The organism is Streptomyces sp. LARHCF249, assembly GCF_052871255.1.
Genome location: NZ_JBIXJQ010000005.1, coordinates 206,779 through 222,908, shown reverse-complemented (window position 1 = coordinate 222,908; position 16,130 = coordinate 206,779). Strand labels below are relative to the sequence as shown.

Below are 16,130 nucleotides of genomic sequence, written 5' to 3'. Positions count from 1 at the left end.
CAGAAACGATTCGCCCAAAACCGTTCCGCGTGACGCTGCTGTGCAGCGGAGCCAGTGGCACGAGTCACCGCCCCCGGGGCGCGCCCTCGGATCACCTCGGGCGCCACCCGGGAACGGCTGCCGCGGACCCCGCTCGGGTCCGCGGCTGCCGGCCGGGGGCCGTCCCCCCCGGCCGGACTCTGGAGGTCCGCCCGGCAGAGCCGGGCGGAAGATCAGGCCTGCGCCGAGATCCGCGCGAGGCGCTGGGCCTCTTCCCGCGTGGACACGGCGATGGCGTCCTCGTCGGCGAAGAGCAGTCGGTTGTTCTCGACGATCTGCTTGCCGTTGACGAACGACGCGGTCACCGGGGCGGCCGCACCGAAGACCAGCGCGGTGACCGGGTCGGCGATCGAGGAGTGCAGGAACGTGCTCAGGTTCCACATCACCAGGTCGGCGCACTTGCCGACCTCGAGCGAGCCGATGTTGTCGGCGCGGCCGAGGACCTGGGCGCCACCGTACGTACCCAGGCGCAGGGCCTGGCGCGCGTTCAGGGCGCGCTCGCGGTGGACGGTGTTGAGGCGGTTGATGAGGAGCGCGTTGCGCAGCTCGGTGTGCAGCTCACCGGACTCGTTGGAGGCGGTGCCGTCCACGCCGAGGCCGACCGGGACGCCGGCGGCCAGCATGTCCGGGACGCGGGCGATGCCGGCGGCCAGACGGGCGTTGGAGGACGGGCAGTGCGCGACACCGGTCTTGGTACGGGCGAACGCGGCGATGTCCGAGTCGTTCATGTGGACGCTGTGCGCCATCCACACGTCCTCGCCGAGCCAGCCGGTCGACTCGAAGTAGTCGGTCGGGCCCATGCCGAAGAGCTCGTGGCAGAACTTCTCTTCCTCGACGGTCTCGGAGCCGTGCGTGTGCATGCGCACACCCAGGCGGCGAGCCAGCTCGGCGCCCTGCTTCAGCAGCTCGGTGGAGACCGAGAAGGGCGAGCAGGGGGCGACGGCGACCTGGGTCATCGCGTCGAAGGAGGCGTCGTGGTACTTCTTCACGGTCGCCTCGGTGTCGGCGAGCGCACCCTCGAGGGTCTCGACCGCGTGGTCCGGCGGCAGGCCGCCGTCCTTCTCGCTGCGGTCCATCGAGCCGCGGGCGAGGGTGAAGCGGACGCCCATCTCGGACGCGGCGCGGATGATCGAGCCGGAGAGGTCGCCGGAGCCCTTGGGGAACACGTAGTGGTGGTCCATGGCGGTGGTGACGCCGCCCTTGGCCATCGCGGCGAGGGAGCCCTGCGCGGCCGTGTACGTCATCTGCTCGTCGATGCGCGCCCAGGTCGGGTACAGCGCGACGAGCCAGTTGAAGAGGTTGTGGTCGGTGGCCAGACCACGCGTGATCCACTGGTAGAAGTGGTGGTGGGTGTTGACCAGGCCGGGGGTGACGAGGTGACCCGTGCCGTCGATGCGGCGGACCACATTGTCGAGGTTCTCGGGGGCTTTGCCCGCACCGATCGACTCGATCTTGTTGCCGGCGACGACCACGTAGCCCGAGGCGTACTCGGTGTCGTTCGCGTCGACGGTCGCAATCGCACAGTTCTCGATGACGATGCGCTCGACCGCGCTGTCAAGGGCTGCCGATGCTGCCATGGGACTTCCTCGTGCTTTCAGTGGCGGTGCGGGCACGGCAAGGCCCAGGAGATTTGAGTGCCGGAGCCTGGGGCCTTGACAGCTGACAGTACTGCCGCCCCTGGAGATGCGTCCGGGTGCCGAATCAGGAAGCTCAAAAAGTGTCGCGCCGTCCCGGGGCCACTGCGGAGCCCCGGGACACGCGTGCCGCATCAGAGGTTGGTCATGTCCACGGGGATACGGGCGTCAACGCCGTCCCGGAGAACAGTGGCCTCGATCAGACCGTACGGGCGGTCCGCGGCGAAGTAGACCTCGTTGTCGTTCTTGAGGCCGAACGGCTCAAGGTCGACGAGGAAGTGGTGCTTGTTCGGGAGCGAGAAGCGGACCTCGTCGATCTCCGAACGGTGGTTGATGATGCGCGAACCCATCTGGTACAGGGTCTGCTGCAGCGAGAGGGAGTAGGTCTCCGCGAAGGCCTGGAGCATGTGCTTCTTGGTCTCGGCGTAGGACTTCTCCCAGTTGGGCATCCGCTGCTCGTCGTCCGACCAGTTGAAGCGCCAGCGAGCCGACACCTGGGTGGCCAGGATGCGGTCGTAGGCCTCCTTCAGCGTCGTGTACTTGTCCTTCACGTAACCCCAGAACTCGGAGTTCGTGGAGTTCATGACGACCAGGTCCTTGAGGCCGGAGATGACCTCCCAGTTCGTGCCGTCGTACGTGATCTGGGTGACGCGGGTCTCCATGCCCTTGCGGACGAAGGAGTGGTTCACCTCGTCGGAGCCGATGAACTTGGAGTTGGCGTCCGAGGTGGCGATCCGGTCCCAGGAGTACTCCTCGATCCGGATGCGCGCCTTCTGGATCGGCTCCTGGCTGTTGACGAACCAGCGCGCCAGGTGGATGCCGAACTGCTCGGCGGACTCGATGCCGTACTCCTTGGCGAACGCGTACACCGTGTTCTTGGTGGTGTCCGTCGGCAGGACGTTGGCGTTCGAGCCGGAGTAGTGGACGTCGTCCATGTCGCCGGAGAGGGCGACCGAGACGTTCAGGTCCTTGATGTGGTGGGTGTCGCCGTCCCGCGTGATCTTGACGACGCGGTTCTCTGCCTTGCCGTACTGGTTCTGGCCCAGAATCGTGGCCATGCTAGCTCCCTCGGTAAACGGAGTAGCCGAACGGGTTGAGCAGCAGCGGTACGTGGTAGTGCTCGCCCGGGTTCACCGCGAAGGTGATGGTGACCTCGGGGAAGAACGTAGCGCTGTCCCTTACGCGGGGGGCGTCCTGCTGCGCCTCGGCTTGCTTCTTGGAGAAGTACGTCTCGGTCTCGAAGTCGAGACGCACGTGGGTGGTGCCCTCCGGCAGCGCCGGCAGGTCCTTGCAGCGCCCGTCGGCGTCGGTGGCGGAGCCGCCCAGGGCCGCCCACTCACCGTCGAGCCCGGTGCGGGCCGACAGGGAGATGGCGACGCCCTCGGCGGGCTTGCCGATGCTGGTGTCCAGGATGTGCGTGGACACCGACGCGGTGGTCGCGGTGCTCATGCTCACTCTCCTTCTTCTGTGCGTTCGACGAGGCGGGTCAGACGGATCTTGTTGATCTTGACGAGCTCACCGCGGGCGATCTCTCGCTCCTGCTCCGGCGAGTTGTCGATCCGGACCTTGACCGCGTCCCGCATGAACTCACCGGTCGCACCGGTGGCGCAGATGAGGAAGACGTGGCCGAACTTCTCCTGGTACGCCAGGTTCAGTTCGAGGAGCTCGTTCTTGAGCTCCTCCGAGGCGCCGGCCATGCCACGCTGCTCGCGGGCGGAGGTCGGGTCTCCCGGCTTCGGCCGGCCGATCGGCGCGTGGCCTCCCATCGCTTCGCCCAGGTCCTCCGCGGTGAGCTCCGCCATGGCGGACTCGTTCGCGGCGAACAGGGACTCGGCGCCGGGGAAGGGGCGCTGGGCGAGCAGTTTGCTGACCCATGCCGAGCTGGCGCACACCTCGTGCAGCTCGGCCGTGGCCGCGCTGTCGTCCAAGGCGTTGAACCGGGTGAGACCCGGGGTCGGACTCGAAGTCACGGTAGGCCTCCGTGGCCTGTTGTTGCTTTGACGGGCTGCGCATAGCTAACGCCCTCGACAACACGGCGTCAACACTTTGTTGAAACTTCCCGTACACAAAAGCCGCCGCCCGGATGAATTGGGCGGCGGCTTGTCACTGTGGGTCAGGCTGCGTTCACGCTTGGCTTCATTTTTGGGCGGTCTTGTTGGGATTTTCCCGGTTCAGGTAGTTGTAAACCGTAAAGCGGCTTACGCCCAGGGCGCCCGCGACCGTTTCCACGCCGTGCCGTACGGAGAAGGCGCCTCGCGCCTCCAGTATCCGCACGATGTCCTGCTTGGCCTTCCGGTCGAGCTGGGACAACGGTACGCCGTGCCGGCGCTCCAGCGCGGCCAGGATGTGGTCCAGCGAATCCGAGAGCTGCGGCAGGCGCACGGCCAGCAGGTCCTGCCCCTCCCAGCTGAGCACGACGTCGTCGGGCTGGGCCAGGGCCGGATCCATCAGCTCTCCGCCCATGGCGTCCACCAGCGGCTTGACCGCGGTGACGAACGGGTGGTCGCGGGGCTCGGTCATGGCGTGTCCTCCCCGAGCACATTGACCTGGAGCGAGACGCGGGTGGCCCCGGCCTCCAGGGAATCGCGCAGCAGCGCGCCCACCGCGGCCAGCACCCGGTCGGCTTCACCCTCCGCGGTGTTGCCGAACGGGCCGACATCCACCGCGTCCAGCTGGGCCTTCTGGATGACCTCGCGAGCGGCCACGGCGTGGGCAGGGGCCTCTTCGAGGTCGAAGGGCTCGGTCGTGAACTCCACTCTCAATCGCACGCTCGCCAAGCTACCTGGCAGTCGCGACTTTTCGGGAGTCCGTACTTGACAGCCGCGCGAACCTCCATGCAGTCTTCCATCAAGCAGAAACTAACTTCCGCAATACGGAAGGAGCGCACACCCCTCATGGGATACACGGACCAGCGCTTCGATGTAAACCTTTCGATCCTCTTCACGGAACTCCCGCTTCTGGAGCGTCCCGCGGCTGCCGCCGCGGCGGGCTTCACGGCGGTCGAGCTGTGGTGGCCCTGGATCGAGACCCCCACCCCCGCACAGGCGGAGCTCGACGCCCTCAAGAAGGCTCTTGAGGACGCCGGCACCCAGCTGGTGGGCCTGAACTTCTACGCCGGCCAGTTGCCGGGCCCGGACCGCGGTGCGGTGTCGGTTCCCGGTGAGGAGTCGGAGCGCTTCAACGCCAACATCAACGTGGCCGCCGACTTCGCGGCCTCGGTCGGCTGCAAGGCGCTGAACGCCCTCTACGGCAACCGCGTCGAAGGCGTGGACCCGGCGGTCCAGGACGAGCTCGCGCTCCAGAACCTGGTCGTGGCCGCTCAGGCCGCCGACCGCGTCGGCGCGATCCTCCTGATCGAGACCCTCAACAAGCCCGAGTCGCCGCTCTACCCGCTGGTGAGCGCCCCGGCCGGCATCGAGGTAGTGGACAAGGTGAACGAGGCCACCGGCCTCGGGAACGCCAAGTTCCTGCTCGACCTGTACCACCTGGCGATGAACGACGAGGACCTCTCCGAGGTCATCGAAAAGTACGCCGCCAAGACCGGGCACGTCCAGATCGCCGACAAGCCCGGCCGAGGCGCCCCCGGCACCGGTGAGCTGCCCCTCGAGGAGCTGCTCGACCAGCTGAAGAAGGCCGGATACGAGGGCTACGTAGGCCTGGAGTACAAGGCCGCCGACGCTGCCGCGTCCTTCGCGTGGCTGCCCGCCGAGGCCCGCGCCGCCAAGTAGGCGGACAAAGTCCAGGCGATCAGCCAGGCACCACACGCACTTTTCGTACAAAGCATTAAGAGAAGGATCCTCGTCATGAGCAACCTCCCCAAGATTGCCTGGATCGGCCTCGGAATCATGGGCTCCCCCATGGCCGAGAACCTCCTGAAGGCCGGCTACTCGGTCACCGGCTTCACCCTGGAGCAGGACAAGCTGGAGCGCCTGGCCGCCGCCGGCGGTACCGCGGCCGGCTCCATCGCCGAGGCCGTCAAGGACGCCGACGTCATCATCACGATGGTGCCCGCCTCCCCGCAGGTCGAGGCCATCTCCTACGGCGAGAACGGCATCCTCGAGAACGCCAAGTCCGGCGCGCTGATCGTGGACATGTCCTCGATCACCCCGCAGACCTCGATCGACCTGGCGAAGAACGCCGCCGCGAAGGGCATCCGCGTCCTGGACGCCCCGGTGTCCGGCGGCGAGGCCGGCGCCATCGAGGCCGTACTGTCGATCATGGTGGGTGGCGAGCAGGCCGACTTCGACGAGGCCCTGCCGGTCCTCGAGGCCCTCGGTAAGACCATCGTCCTCTGCGGCCCGCACGGCTCCGGCCAGACGGTCAAGGCCGCCAACCAGCTCATCGTCGCGGTGAACATCCAGGCGTGCGCCGAGGCCGTCGTCTTCCTCGAGAAGTCGGGCGTGAACCTCCAGGCCGCCCTGGACGTCCTCAACGGCGGCCTGGCCGGCTCCACGGTCCTGACCCGCAAGAAGGACAACTTCCTGAACCGCGACTTCAAGCCCGGTTTCCGGATCGACCTGCACCACAAGGACATGGGCATCGTCACCGACGCCGCCCGCAACGTCGGTGCGGCCCTCCCGGTCGGCGCGGTCGTCGCCCAGCTGGTCGCCTCGCTGCGCGCCCAGGGTGACGGCGGCCTGGACCACTCGGCCCTGCTCCGCGCCGTCGAGCGCCTCTCCGGCGCCCAGCTCTGATCTCGCAGAGCACCCCTCCCCCTACGGGGACCTGAGTTTCCGGATGGCGCCGGTGCTGACACCTGTCCTGTCGCGCCCAAGTGCCGGCGCCGTCCGGATCACCTCTCTTCAACTTCGTTCAACAAACTGTTGACGTTTAGTTCTTGCCGAAATTAGGCTGTTCCGCATGACGGAAGACGCTTTCCGTCAGCAGTTACCCGTACGGAAGGTCACCATGTCGAAGCGCACGCTGACGACCGAGTCCGGCGCCCCGGTCGCCGACAATCAGAACTCCGCCACCGCCGGCGTCGGTGGCCCGCTCCTGGTCCAGGACCAGCAGCTGCTCGAGAAGCTTGCCCGCTTCAACCGTGAGCGCATCCCGGAGCGCGTGGTGCACGCCCGCGGCTCGGCCGCGTACGGCTACTTCGAGGTGACCGACGACGTCACCGCGTACACCAGCGCCGCGTTCCTGAACACGGTCGGCAAGAAGACCGAGACCTTCCTGCGGTTCTCCACCGTGGCCGACTCGCTGGGCGGCGCGGACGCGGTCCGCGACCCGCGCGGCTTCGCGCTGAAGTTCTACACCGAAGAGGGCAACTACGACCTCGTCGGCAACAACACCCCGGTGTTCTTCATCAAGGACCCGATCAAGTTCCCCGACTTCATCCACTCCCAGAAGCGCGACCCCTTCACGGGCAAGCAGGAGCCGGACAACGTCTGGGACTTCTGGGCGCACGCCCCCGAGGCGACGCACCAGATCACCTGGCTGATGGGTGACCGCGGCATCCCGGCGTCGTACCGCCACATGAACGGCTACGGCTCCCACACGTACCAGTGGACCAACGCGCAGGGCGAGGCCTTCTTCGTCAAGTACCACTTCAAGACGAACCAGGGCATCCGCTGCCTGTCGGGCGAGCAGGCCGCCGAGCTCGTCGGCAAGGACGCGAACTCGCACCAGACCGACCTGCTCCAGGCGATCGAGCGCGGTGTGAACCCCTCGTGGACCCTGTACGTGCAGATCATGCCCGCCGCCGAGGCCGCGGACTACCGCTTCAACCCGTTCGACCTCACCAAGGTGTGGCCGCACAGCGACTACCCGCTGCAGCGCGTGGGCCGCCTGGTCCTCGACCGCAATCCGGACAACGTCTTCGCCGAGGTCGAGCAGTCCGCCTTCTCCCCGAACAACTTCGTCCCGGGCATCACCGCCTCGCCGGACAAGATGCTCCAGGGCCGCCTCTTCGCGTACGCCGACGCCCAGCGCTACCGCCTCGGTGTGAACCACACCCTGCTGCCGGTGAACGCCCCGAAGGCGACGAAGGCCGACAACTACGGCCGCGACGGGGTCATGGCGCTGCGCAACGGCTCGCGCCACGACAAGAACTACGAGCCCAACTCGTACCAGGGTCCGGCCGAGACCGGTCTGGCGCTGGGCGCCCCGAAGGCCGTCTCCGGCTACACGGGCACCCACGAGGCCCCGGCCCACACCAAGGACGACGACTTCTTCCAGGCCGGTGAGCTCTACCGCCTGATGTCGGAGGCCGAGAAGCAGCGCCTGGTGGCGAACATCGCCGGCGGTCTGTCTCAGGTCACCCTGGAAGACGTCATCGAGAAGAACCTGGCTCACTTCCACGCCGCCGACGCCGACTACGGCAAGCGCGTCGAGGAGGCCGTCCGCGCCCTGCGCGACGCCTGAGCCGAACAGCTGTACCGGGGGCCTGACGGGAGGTCAGGCCCCGGGTACCGAGCCCGACCCGCTTACCCGGATGAGGGGTGGTACGCGGTGAGGGCCGGACGAGGACCGTGGCGAGCGTGCGAGCCAGTGCGGTGGTAATGGGTTCCGAGGCCCGTCTCTTGACCTGAGGGAGACGGCGCCGGAGTTCTCGTCGCCCGCCCGCCACGGTCCCAGCCACTCCTCTCCCGTACGGGGGCCGCGCACAGAGCCCCCCGCACGGAACCGAGGAGCCTCCTACTCCGCCCGGCGGTGCGAACGTCCTGTCGCGCCAGCCTCGCTCCGTCGGGCGGTAACAACCAGAGCGCCGAGTCACGGACGGTCCCGTGACTCGGCGCTTTGTCGTTCCCCCGCCCACTCTCCTGTGCCGCGGTACTGACCGGCATCCTGACTGAAGGTCACGTCAGGATCGTCGCGGCGGGAGTTATCGTCGGACCTGACTGAAAGCTCAGTCAAGGGGTGTCCGACCGAAAGGTGCGAGCGAGCGTGGCCGACCGCCAGTCGTTGATCTTGGAAGCAGCCGTGCGCCTCATCGCCCGCAGCGGCGTCAGAGGGCTGCGCGTCGAGGAACTCGCCGCCGAGGCCGGGGTGTCGACCGGGCTGATCTACTACCACTTCAAGGACCGCGCCGGCCTGGTCCAGCGCACCCTGGCCTTCATCAGCGACCGCGCCACGAGCTACACCGACGAGGCCCTGGAGGACGCCGAGGACGCCCGCGACGCGCTGCTCCGGCTGCTGCTGAGCGAGCTCCAGGACATCCCGCGGGTCCGCGAGAACAGCACCGCCTGGGGCGAGTTGCGGGCCAGCGCCATCTTCGACACGGACCTGCGCGAGACCCTGGCGGAGTCCACCCGCTCCTGGTCGCAGGACACCGCGGACGCCGTCTCCGACGCCCAGGCGGCCGGACTCGCCGACCTGCACGTCGAGCCGCTGGACGCCGCCGAGCGGCTCACCGCCCTCGTGGAGGGGCTCAGCGAGCGCTGGCTGAGCGGCTCCCTCACCCTGGAGCGCGCCCGCGAGCTGCTGACCGGCGCGGTGGACGCGGAGCTCGGGCCGCGGCCGTAGGCGCCTCGCCACCGGGCACCGCCCGCCGGGTACCGCCCGGGCACGGAGAGAGCCCTGGACGCGGAACGACCCCTGCACGCGGAACGACCCCCGCTCCTCCTGACGGAGGGGCGGGGGTCGTCGCGTACTGCTGACGTGTCGATCAGACCTTGAGGGCCTTGATCGCGGTCGGGGCGTGGCCCGGCTCGGTCGCGAGCTCCTCGAACTCGGTGACATCGCTCATGTCGACCGTCTTGCTCATCGAGATGTTGGTGACGCGCTCCAGGATGGCCTCGACGACGACCGGGACCTGGAACTCCTGGGCCAGCTTCTTGGCCTGCTCGAAGGCTGCGCCCAGCTCGTTCGGGTCGGTGACGCGGATGGCCTTGACGCCCAGGCCCTCGGCGACCTTGACGTGGTCGACGCCGTAGACGCCGAGCTCCGGGGTGTTGATGTTCTCGAACTCGAGGTTGACCTCGAAGTTGATGCCCAGGCCGCCCTGCGCCTGACGGATCAGGCCCAGGTAGGCGTTGTTCACGAGGACGTGGACGTAGGGGACCTTGTGCTGCGCGGCGACCGCGAGCTCCTCGATCATGAACTGGAAGTCGTAGTCGCCGGAGAGGGCGACGATCGGGGTCTCGGGGTCGGCGGTGGCGGCACCGATCGCGGCCGGGATGGTCCAGCCGAGCGGGCCGGCCTGGCCGCAGTTGATCCAGTGGCGCGGCTTGAAGACGTGCAGCATCTGCGCGCCGGCGATCTGGGAGAGGCCGATGGTGGTGACGTAGCGCGTCTCCGGGCCGAAGGCCTTGTTCATCTCCTCGTACACGCGCTGCGGCTTCATCGGGATGTTGTCGAAGTGCGTGCGGCGCTGGAGGGTGGCCTTGCGCTCCTGGCCGGAGGCGGCCCAGGCGGAGAAGTCCGGCAGCTTGCCCTCGGCCTTGAGCTCCTTGGCGACCTCGATGAAGAGCTCCAGGGCGGCCTTGGCGTCGGAGGCGATGCCGAAGTCCGGCGCGAAGATCTTGCCGATCTGGGTGGGCTCGATGTCGACGTGGACGAACTTGCGGTCGCCGAGGTACGCGTCGAGGTTGTAACCGGTGTGACGGTTGGCCCAGCGGTTGCCGATGCCGAGGACGAAGTCCGACTCCAGGAAGGTCGCGTTGCCGTAGCGGTGCGAGGTCTGGACGCCGACCATGCCCGCGCTCAGCTCGTGGTCGTCGGGGATGACGCCCCAGCCCATCAGGGTGGAGATGACCGGGACGCCGGTCAGCTCGGCGAATTCGACCAGCAGGTCGGAGGCGTCGGCGTTGATGATGCCGCCACCGGCGACGATCAGCGGGCGCTCGGACTCCAGCAGGAACTGCAGGGCCTTGGCGGCCTGGGCGCGGGACGCCCGCGGCTTGTAGACCGGCAGCGGCTGGTAGGTCTCCGGGTCGAACTCGATCTCCGTCAGCTGGACGTCGATCGGGAGGTCGATCAGGACCGGGCCGGGGCGGCCGGAGCGCATCAGGTGGAAGGCCTGCTGGAACACGCCGGGGACCTGCGCGGCCTCCAGGACGGTGGTCGCGGCCTTGGTGACCGGCTTGGCGATCGAGGCGATGTCGACGGCCTGGAAGTCCTCCTTGTGGAGCTTCGAGACCGGAGCCTGACCGGTGATGCACAGGATCGGGATCGAGTCCGCGATCGCCGAGTACAGGCCGGTGATCATGTCGGTGCCGGCGGGGCCGGACGTACCGATGCAGACACCGATGTTGCCCGCCTTGGCGCGGGTGTATCCCTCGGCCATGTGCGAGGCGCCCTCGACGTGGCGGGCCAGCGTGTGGTTGATGCCGCCCACGTTCTTGAGCTCGCGGTAGAACGGGTTGATCGCAGCGCCGGGCACGCCGAAGGCTTGCGAAACGCCCTCGAGCTTGAGGATCTCCACTGCAGCGGCGGCGGCTGTCATACGGGGCATCGAGTTCTCCTGCGGGTCCGACGGTCAGGCTTTTCCGTAATCCGGAAGTTTTGTTCTGCTATACGGAACAAGCTAAGCGGCGGCTTCCCCGACGTCAAGGCGGTACGGGACCCCGGATGGCACCAAAAGCCGCGTCTCGCTCGGCAACTTGCACAAATGGCGGGTGTGGTCGCCCGGACGGTCGCGCGTAGTGGAGCATGGACCTACGCACAGCGACGGAGGGGGTCCAGGTCTCATGGCAGAAGCGGTACCGGTGCGCTGCCCGGCGTGCCTGCGCGAGAACGGCTACACCGTCCCGGTCTATCCCTGTGCCTGCGGCAGCCCGGTCCACCCCGCGCTGGACCTGGCCGCTCCGCCGGAGCCGCTGACGCATCGGACCTGGTCGGACGCCTGGGTGGCGGTGCGCTGCGAGTCGTGCGGGCGGGAGAGCGAGTGGCCGCATCCCGAGGTGGGGTGCGCGTCGTGCGGCACGGTGGTGCGGATCGCGGTGCACCCCGCCCACCCGCAACCCGTGTCGAGAGCGGCCGGGGGCGGGGGCGTGGGCGGCTCGGGGGCGGAGCCGGCGGCCACCGGGACACCGACGACCGATCCGCAGTCCGGTCCGCAGTCCGACGCGCCGTCCGGTCGGCAGTCCGGTGAGCGCCCCGGAGGCCGCGGTACCGCTCCGGGCGACCGGTCCCCGGCGCACCCGTCACCGCCGTCGGCCACGCCGGTGCCGCGCCCCGCGTTCCGGCCGGTGACCATCCGTACGACCCGCGACGCGGTGGCCACCGCCGCGCTCTACCTGCGCTGGCTGGGCTTCCGGGACGTACGGCAGCCCGACGGGCGCCCGATCCCCTCGGCGGCCGTGGACCTGCGGGCCCCGGGGCTGGTGGCGCAGGTGGACCCGACCACGGCGCCGGCCGGGGTGCGCGCGGTGGAGTGCGTCTGGCTGAACGGACTCACAGCTTCCGCGACCAGCGTCTACTTCTCCCTCGCCGGGTACACGGAGGACGCCCGCACCCGCGCGGACGACCTGGGGATACCCCTCTTCGTCATGGACCTCACCGGCATGCCGCAGCCGGTCAACGACCCGGCGGACGAGCTGGTCGGCACGGGCGCCTAGCCGAGCCGGAGGGCTGGCCGGCGGGCTGGCACTGACCCGCCGGACGCCCGGCCACCGCCCCGGCCGCGCGCGCCGGGCATCACCTACGCTCGGAGGCGTTATCCGCTTCCTGCCAGGAGAGCCCGATGAGCCTGTACGACATCCCGCTGACCACCCTGTCCGACGAGCCGACCAGCCTCGGGGCCCACAAGGGCAAGGCGATCCTGCTGGTGAACACCGCTTCGCAGTGCGGGCTCACCCCGCAGTACTCGGGCCTCGCCCGGCTGCAGTTCGCGTACGAGGAGAAGGGCTTCACCGTCATCGGCGTGCCCTGCAACCAGTTCGGCGAGCAGGAGCCGGGCAACGCCGAGGACATCCAGACCTTCTGCGCGGCCGGCTTCGGCGTCACCTTCCCGATCCTGGAGAAGTCCGAGGTCAACGGTGAGAACCGGCACCCGCTCTACCAGGAGCTGGTGAAGGTCCCGGACGCCGAGGGCGAGGCGGGGGACATCCAGTGGAACTTCGAGAAGTTCCTGATCTCCCCCGCCGGCGAGGTCGTGGCGCGCTTCCGCCCGCGCACCGAGCCCGAGTCCCCCGAGGTCATCGCCGCCATCGAGGCGCACCTGCCCGCCTGAGGCCCGTCACGCGCGGGAGGGTACGACTGATGCCCGGGCCGTCTGCGGCCCGGGCATCAGCCGTCGCACCCCCGTCGCTCAGACCTCCGCCTCGTAGCGGGCGGTCAGGACCTGCCAGGCGGCCAGCAGCTCCGCGCGGCGGTCGGCGGCGGCCGGCTCGGGCGAGCGGACGGACAGCCGGGAGCCGGACGCGACCGAGCAGTGGTAGACACCCGCGTCGGGCGCGAACCAGGCACGCAGCAGCCAGCCGGGCGGCGGCGTCGGAGGGCCGACGTGGTCGAAGACGAAGACGGGCTCCTCGGGGCGGTACGGGCCGGCCGTGTGGGCGACAGCGGCGAGCGGGCCCGGTGCCGTGAGCACGCCCGGTGCGGTGATCTCCGCGAGGTCGCGGTCGGCGACCTGCCAGCGCGCCATCAGAGCCCGCCAGGCCAGGTAGGCGGGCGCGTCCACAGGCGGTGCCGGGTCCCGGTCCGCTCCGGGTACGCCGACGGGAGCCGTGGGCAGGGCGGCGGGCCGGGCGATGGGGTGAGCGGTGGCCGGGTCCGCCCCGGCCGCCACGGCGGCGATCGCGTCCAGCAGTCCGGCGGCCCGGGCCGCCGCGGCCGGCTCGCCCCGGTACCGCAGCCGCAGCTCGGGGCCGTCCCACCCGCCGGTCACCTCGGCGGCGGCCTCCTCGTACTGCAGAACTCGGCCCCGCCGCCCCGCGCGCCAGCCCCCGGGCGGGGAGCCCTCGCCCGTCAGGGTGAGGGAGACGGCGCGTGCCAGGTCGGCCGTGCCGAGCCCGGGGGCGACGGCGTGCAGCCTGAGCAGGGCGGTGGTGGGTCGGGTCGTCATGGGGTTCCTCGATGCGTGGGTGACGGTCACAGGGTCAGGACGAAGGAGTCCGTACTGCCCTGCGAAGGAGGCGCCGGCGTCGGCCGGTCGCGCCCGAGCAGCTGGTTCAGCGACATCGGGGGCCGGTCCCGGGTGACCACCGCGGCCACGGCCGCCGGGAGCGCGCCGCTTGCCGCGAGGGGTTCCGTACGGCCGTACCAGGCGTCCGGGGGCCCGTGGCCGGCGATGCCGCGCAGCGACACGGTGCTGCCCGGGCCGAGTGCGAGATCGACGTCCTTCGCCCCCCGGGCCAGCCCGAGGCCGGTCGCCTTGACCGCGGCCTCCAGCAGGGTCCAGGCCGGCAGGAAGACCTCGGGCTCGGCGGTGACCGGCAGGGCGGGGTAGACCGTGGCGAGCGCGTCCAGGGCCGCGGGCATCGGCCGCAGCCATTCGATGTCCACGCCGATCGGGCCGGTGTCGGCCGCGGCGAGGAGCAGCAGCCGTTCCGAGCGCGACCAGCTGATGTGCAGGTGTGGATGGTCCGGCAGATACGGCTTTCCGTGCGACGTATGAGCGACGCGCAGCTCCGCCGGGGGGACGGCGAGCCGCTGCCCCAGCAGCTCGCGCACCGCCAGCCGGGCCCGCAGGAAGCGGCGGGTGGTGGACGCGTGGGTGAACTCCGCAGCGCGCCTGTTCTCTTCCGGTGTCGCACGGGCCCTGCCGCCCGGGCGGGTGCCGGTGTCCGCGTACCGTGCCGGTGACCACGCGTGCTCGTCCAGATCCACCAGCCATACGTCCATGTGTTCTCCTCCTTTCGGTGGTGCAGGGGCCGGGGCGGCCGCTACAGGCGGAAGACCTGGGTGGTGCTGAGCGACGGATCGCCGGGCCGTACGTGCAGCTCGCCCCGGTCCGGCAGCATCACCACGGCCGCGACGGTCCGCTCGGCGCGGATGTCGCCGCGGTCCGGTACGCAGATGGGCGGTACCGACAGCAGCCCGAAATGGGCTTCGGCGTCCGCGTCCGGGGGCAGCGCTGCGAGTCCGGCACCGGCCGCCTTCAGCCTGCGGACCGAGGAGTTGCGGGCGAAGACGTTGATCTCGTCGCCCGCGACGAAGTCGGGGTGCAGGAAGTGGTTGGCGTGGACGGCCTCCGGGCCCTCCACGACGCGCAGTTCGTCGCCGAGGACTTCGACGTAGACGGCGCCCTCGCGATCGCACAGGACGAGCGTGCGGGAGCTGGCCAGCGGCAGGCCGCGCAGGATCTCCAGGGCCTCGGTGACGCTGCCCGCCGAGTCCAGCAGGTGCCGGATCGCGAGGTACGGCGGGACACCGGGGCGCCAGTCTCCGCCCAGCACCAGGTTGAGGCCGATAGCGAGGCCGTCGCTGTTGAGGCCGAGGTAGCCGAGCAGCCCGCCGAAGCTCAGGACGAGCGAACGCCGCCCGGGCCGGTCGGACCGCTCGACCTCCAGCACGCTCAGGTAGTCGTCCAGATCACCGTTGAGGTCGACGGTCTGGGCGAGGACCGGGACACCGGCGCCGGTGCGGGCGTACGTCGTGCAGTCGCCCATGGTGGGCACCTTGCGGTAGCCCATGATTTCCCGGCGCAACTGCAGCAGCCAGGCCTCGTGCTCCTCGATGCCGGCCCCGGCCGCGAGGCCGGCGACCTCCTCGCCGAGGGCGGGGACCGCCGCCGTGACCGCCGCCCGGTAGGCGGCGATCGACGGCAGCAGTCCGGCCGGCGAGACGGGCTCCTGCATGACCTTGTTCAGGCGGCAGAGCGAGTCGTCGAGGAAGGCGCGCAGGGGACCGGCGAGGGCCTCCCCGTGGGCGCGCCCCACGGCGAACGGGTCGCCGGACGCGTGGATGAGGGGTATCTCCCCGCCGCCGGTCATCGGGCGGCGCTCAGCACCGCGGCGTCCTGCGGCTCCTGCGGGGCGACCTTCGGCTTCGTGGCGAGCTCGGCCTCCACGCGGGGCCATTCGGCGCGCAGGACGCTGTAGAAGATGGCGTCACGGCGGCGGCCGCCCGGCATGAAGTTGAAGCTGCGCAGGGTGCCTTCCTCGACGGCGCCGATGTTGCGCAGACCGCGGCGGGCCTGGATGTTGAGGATGTCCGTCTTGAACTCGACGCGCTCGGCCCCTAGGACGTCGAAGGCGTGGCGCAGCAGCAGGTACTTGGCCCAGCGGTTGATGCCCTTGCCGCGGAAGTCGCGGCCCAGCCAGGACCAGCCGATCTCCAGGCGCTTGTCGGCCTCGGCCATGTTGCCGAAGCTCATGCTGCCCGCGACGCGGCCCGAGGCCTTGTCGACGATGACGTAGACCGCACGGCGGCCGGCCGCGTGGTCGGCGAGGCAGGCGTCGAAGAAGGTGGCGTAGTCGGCGTCGTCGGTGACCGCGGAGACGAAGTAGCGCCAGATGTCGGGGTCCATGGCGACGGCGCGCACGGCCTCGCGGTCGGCTTCGGCGACCGGCCGCAGCAGGACGTGCTCGTTCTCCAGGACCGCTGCAGCATTCTGGGACCAGGACATGA

At 69.9% G+C, this 16,130-nt stretch carries 17 protein-coding genes; 6 read left to right on the top strand and 11 right to left on the bottom strand.

Annotation, left to right across the window (positions count from 1 at the left end):
• Positions 1 to 212: 212 nt before the first annotated feature.
• From ACIPUC_RS15965 to ACIPUC_RS15940, 6 genes are all read right to left on the bottom strand, one after another.
• Complete coding sequence (locus ACIPUC_RS15965; protein WP_446589933.1) at positions 213 to 1,616, bottom strand: 8-oxoguanine deaminase; 1,404 nt, start codon at positions 1,614 to 1,616, stop codon at positions 213 to 215.
• Between the two features lie 191 nt (positions 1,617 to 1,807).
• A complete protein-coding gene (pucL, locus tag ACIPUC_RS15960) occupies positions 1,808 to 2,731 on the bottom strand; it encodes a factor-independent urate hydroxylase (RefSeq protein ID WP_446589932.1) in 924 nt (307 codons plus the stop codon).
• A gap of 1 nt (position 2,732) precedes the next feature.
• Complete coding sequence (uraH, locus tag ACIPUC_RS15955; RefSeq protein ID WP_069922566.1) at positions 2,733 to 3,122, bottom strand: hydroxyisourate hydrolase; 390 nt, start codon at positions 3,120 to 3,122, stop codon at positions 2,733 to 2,735.
• A 2-nt stretch (positions 3,123 to 3,124) separates the two neighbouring features.
• A complete protein-coding gene (gene uraD / locus ACIPUC_RS15950; RefSeq protein ID WP_446589931.1) occupies positions 3,125 to 3,643 on the bottom strand; it encodes a 2-oxo-4-hydroxy-4-carboxy-5-ureidoimidazoline decarboxylase in 519 nt (172 codons plus the stop codon).
• Between the two features lie 166 nt (positions 3,644 to 3,809).
• Positions 3,810 to 4,193, bottom strand: coding sequence for a helix-turn-helix domain-containing protein (locus ACIPUC_RS15945; RefSeq protein ID WP_446589930.1), 384 nt, complete (start codon positions 4,191 to 4,193; stop codon positions 3,810 to 3,812).
• Positions 4,190 to 4,441 (bottom strand): thiamine-binding protein, encoded by a 252-nt coding sequence (locus ACIPUC_RS15940; RefSeq protein ID WP_079154403.1) that lies wholly within the window; start codon positions 4,439 to 4,441, stop codon positions 4,190 to 4,192. Before ACIPUC_RS15940 ends, ACIPUC_RS15945 begins: the two co-directional genes overlap by 4 nt.
• A gap of 126 nt (positions 4,442 to 4,567) precedes the next feature.
• Here ACIPUC_RS15940 and ACIPUC_RS15935 point away from each other — a divergent pair, with 126 nt between their 5' ends.
• The 4 genes from ACIPUC_RS15935 to ACIPUC_RS15920 all read left to right on the top strand — a co-directional run bounded on the left by ACIPUC_RS15935 (position 4,568) and on the right by ACIPUC_RS15920 (position 9,140).
• Positions 4,568 to 5,401: a TIM barrel protein gene (locus tag ACIPUC_RS15935; protein ID WP_388558968.1), complete on the top strand. Its 834-nt coding sequence runs from the start codon at positions 4,568 to 4,570 to the stop codon at positions 5,399 to 5,401.
• A gap of 75 nt (positions 5,402 to 5,476) precedes the next feature.
• A complete protein-coding gene (locus tag ACIPUC_RS15930; RefSeq protein ID WP_446589929.1) occupies positions 5,477 to 6,367 on the top strand; it encodes a 2-hydroxy-3-oxopropionate reductase in 891 nt (296 codons plus the stop codon).
• Positions 6,368 to 6,581: 214 nt separating this feature from the next.
• The gene (locus tag ACIPUC_RS15925) at positions 6,582 to 8,039 is read left to right on the top strand and encodes a catalase (RefSeq protein WP_446590429.1); all 1,458 of its coding nucleotides are present in this window, start codon (positions 6,582 to 6,584) and stop codon (positions 8,037 to 8,039) included.
• Between the two features lie 522 nt (positions 8,040 to 8,561).
• On the top strand, positions 8,562 to 9,140 hold the full coding sequence (locus ACIPUC_RS15920) for a TetR/AcrR family transcriptional regulator (protein WP_446589928.1): 579 nt from the start codon (positions 8,562 to 8,564) through the stop codon (positions 9,138 to 9,140).
• Positions 9,141 to 9,282: 142 nt separating this feature from the next.
• Here the strand turns inward: ACIPUC_RS15920 and gcl are convergent, their stop codons facing one another.
• Positions 9,283 to 11,070 carry a glyoxylate carboligase gene (gcl, locus tag ACIPUC_RS15915; protein ID WP_446589927.1) on the bottom strand — a complete coding sequence of 596 codons (1,788 nt, stop codon included), beginning with the start codon at positions 11,068 to 11,070 and terminating at the stop codon, positions 9,283 to 9,285.
• 235 nt (positions 11,071 to 11,305) lie between these two features.
• On the opposite strand from gcl, the gene ACIPUC_RS15910 reads away from it, so the two are divergent.
• Positions 11,306 to 12,175, top strand: a complete 870-nt coding sequence (locus tag ACIPUC_RS15910) for a hypothetical protein (RefSeq protein ID WP_446589925.1) — start codon at positions 11,306 to 11,308, stop codon at positions 12,173 to 12,175.
• A gap of 125 nt (positions 12,176 to 12,300) precedes the next feature.
• Positions 12,301 to 12,789, top strand: coding sequence for a glutathione peroxidase (locus ACIPUC_RS15905; protein ID WP_446589924.1), 489 nt, complete (start codon positions 12,301 to 12,303; stop codon positions 12,787 to 12,789).
• Positions 12,790 to 12,867: 78 nt separating this feature from the next.
• Here the strand turns inward: ACIPUC_RS15905 and ACIPUC_RS15900 are convergent, their stop codons facing one another.
• The 4 genes from ACIPUC_RS15900 to ACIPUC_RS15885 are packed head-to-tail and all read right to left on the bottom strand — an operon-like array spanning position 12,868 to position 16,128.
• Positions 12,868 to 13,623: a hypothetical protein gene (locus ACIPUC_RS15900; protein ID WP_446589923.1), complete on the bottom strand. Its 756-nt coding sequence runs from the start codon at positions 13,621 to 13,623 to the stop codon at positions 12,868 to 12,870.
• Between the two features lie 26 nt (positions 13,624 to 13,649).
• A complete protein-coding gene (locus ACIPUC_RS15895) occupies positions 13,650 to 14,402 on the bottom strand; it encodes a 4'-phosphopantetheinyl transferase family protein (protein ID WP_446589922.1) in 753 nt (250 codons plus the stop codon).
• A 41-nt stretch (positions 14,403 to 14,443) separates the two neighbouring features.
• On the bottom strand, positions 14,444 to 15,493 hold the full coding sequence (locus tag ACIPUC_RS15890; protein ID WP_446589921.1) for a C45 family autoproteolytic acyltransferase/hydolase: 1,050 nt from the start codon (positions 15,491 to 15,493) through the stop codon (positions 14,444 to 14,446).
• On the bottom strand, positions 15,490 to 16,128 hold the full coding sequence (locus ACIPUC_RS15885) for a GNAT family N-acetyltransferase (protein ID WP_446589920.1): 639 nt from the start codon (positions 16,126 to 16,128) through the stop codon (positions 15,490 to 15,492). Before ACIPUC_RS15885 ends, ACIPUC_RS15890 begins: the two co-directional genes overlap by 4 nt.
• Positions 16,129 to 16,130: the final 2 nt, after the last annotated feature.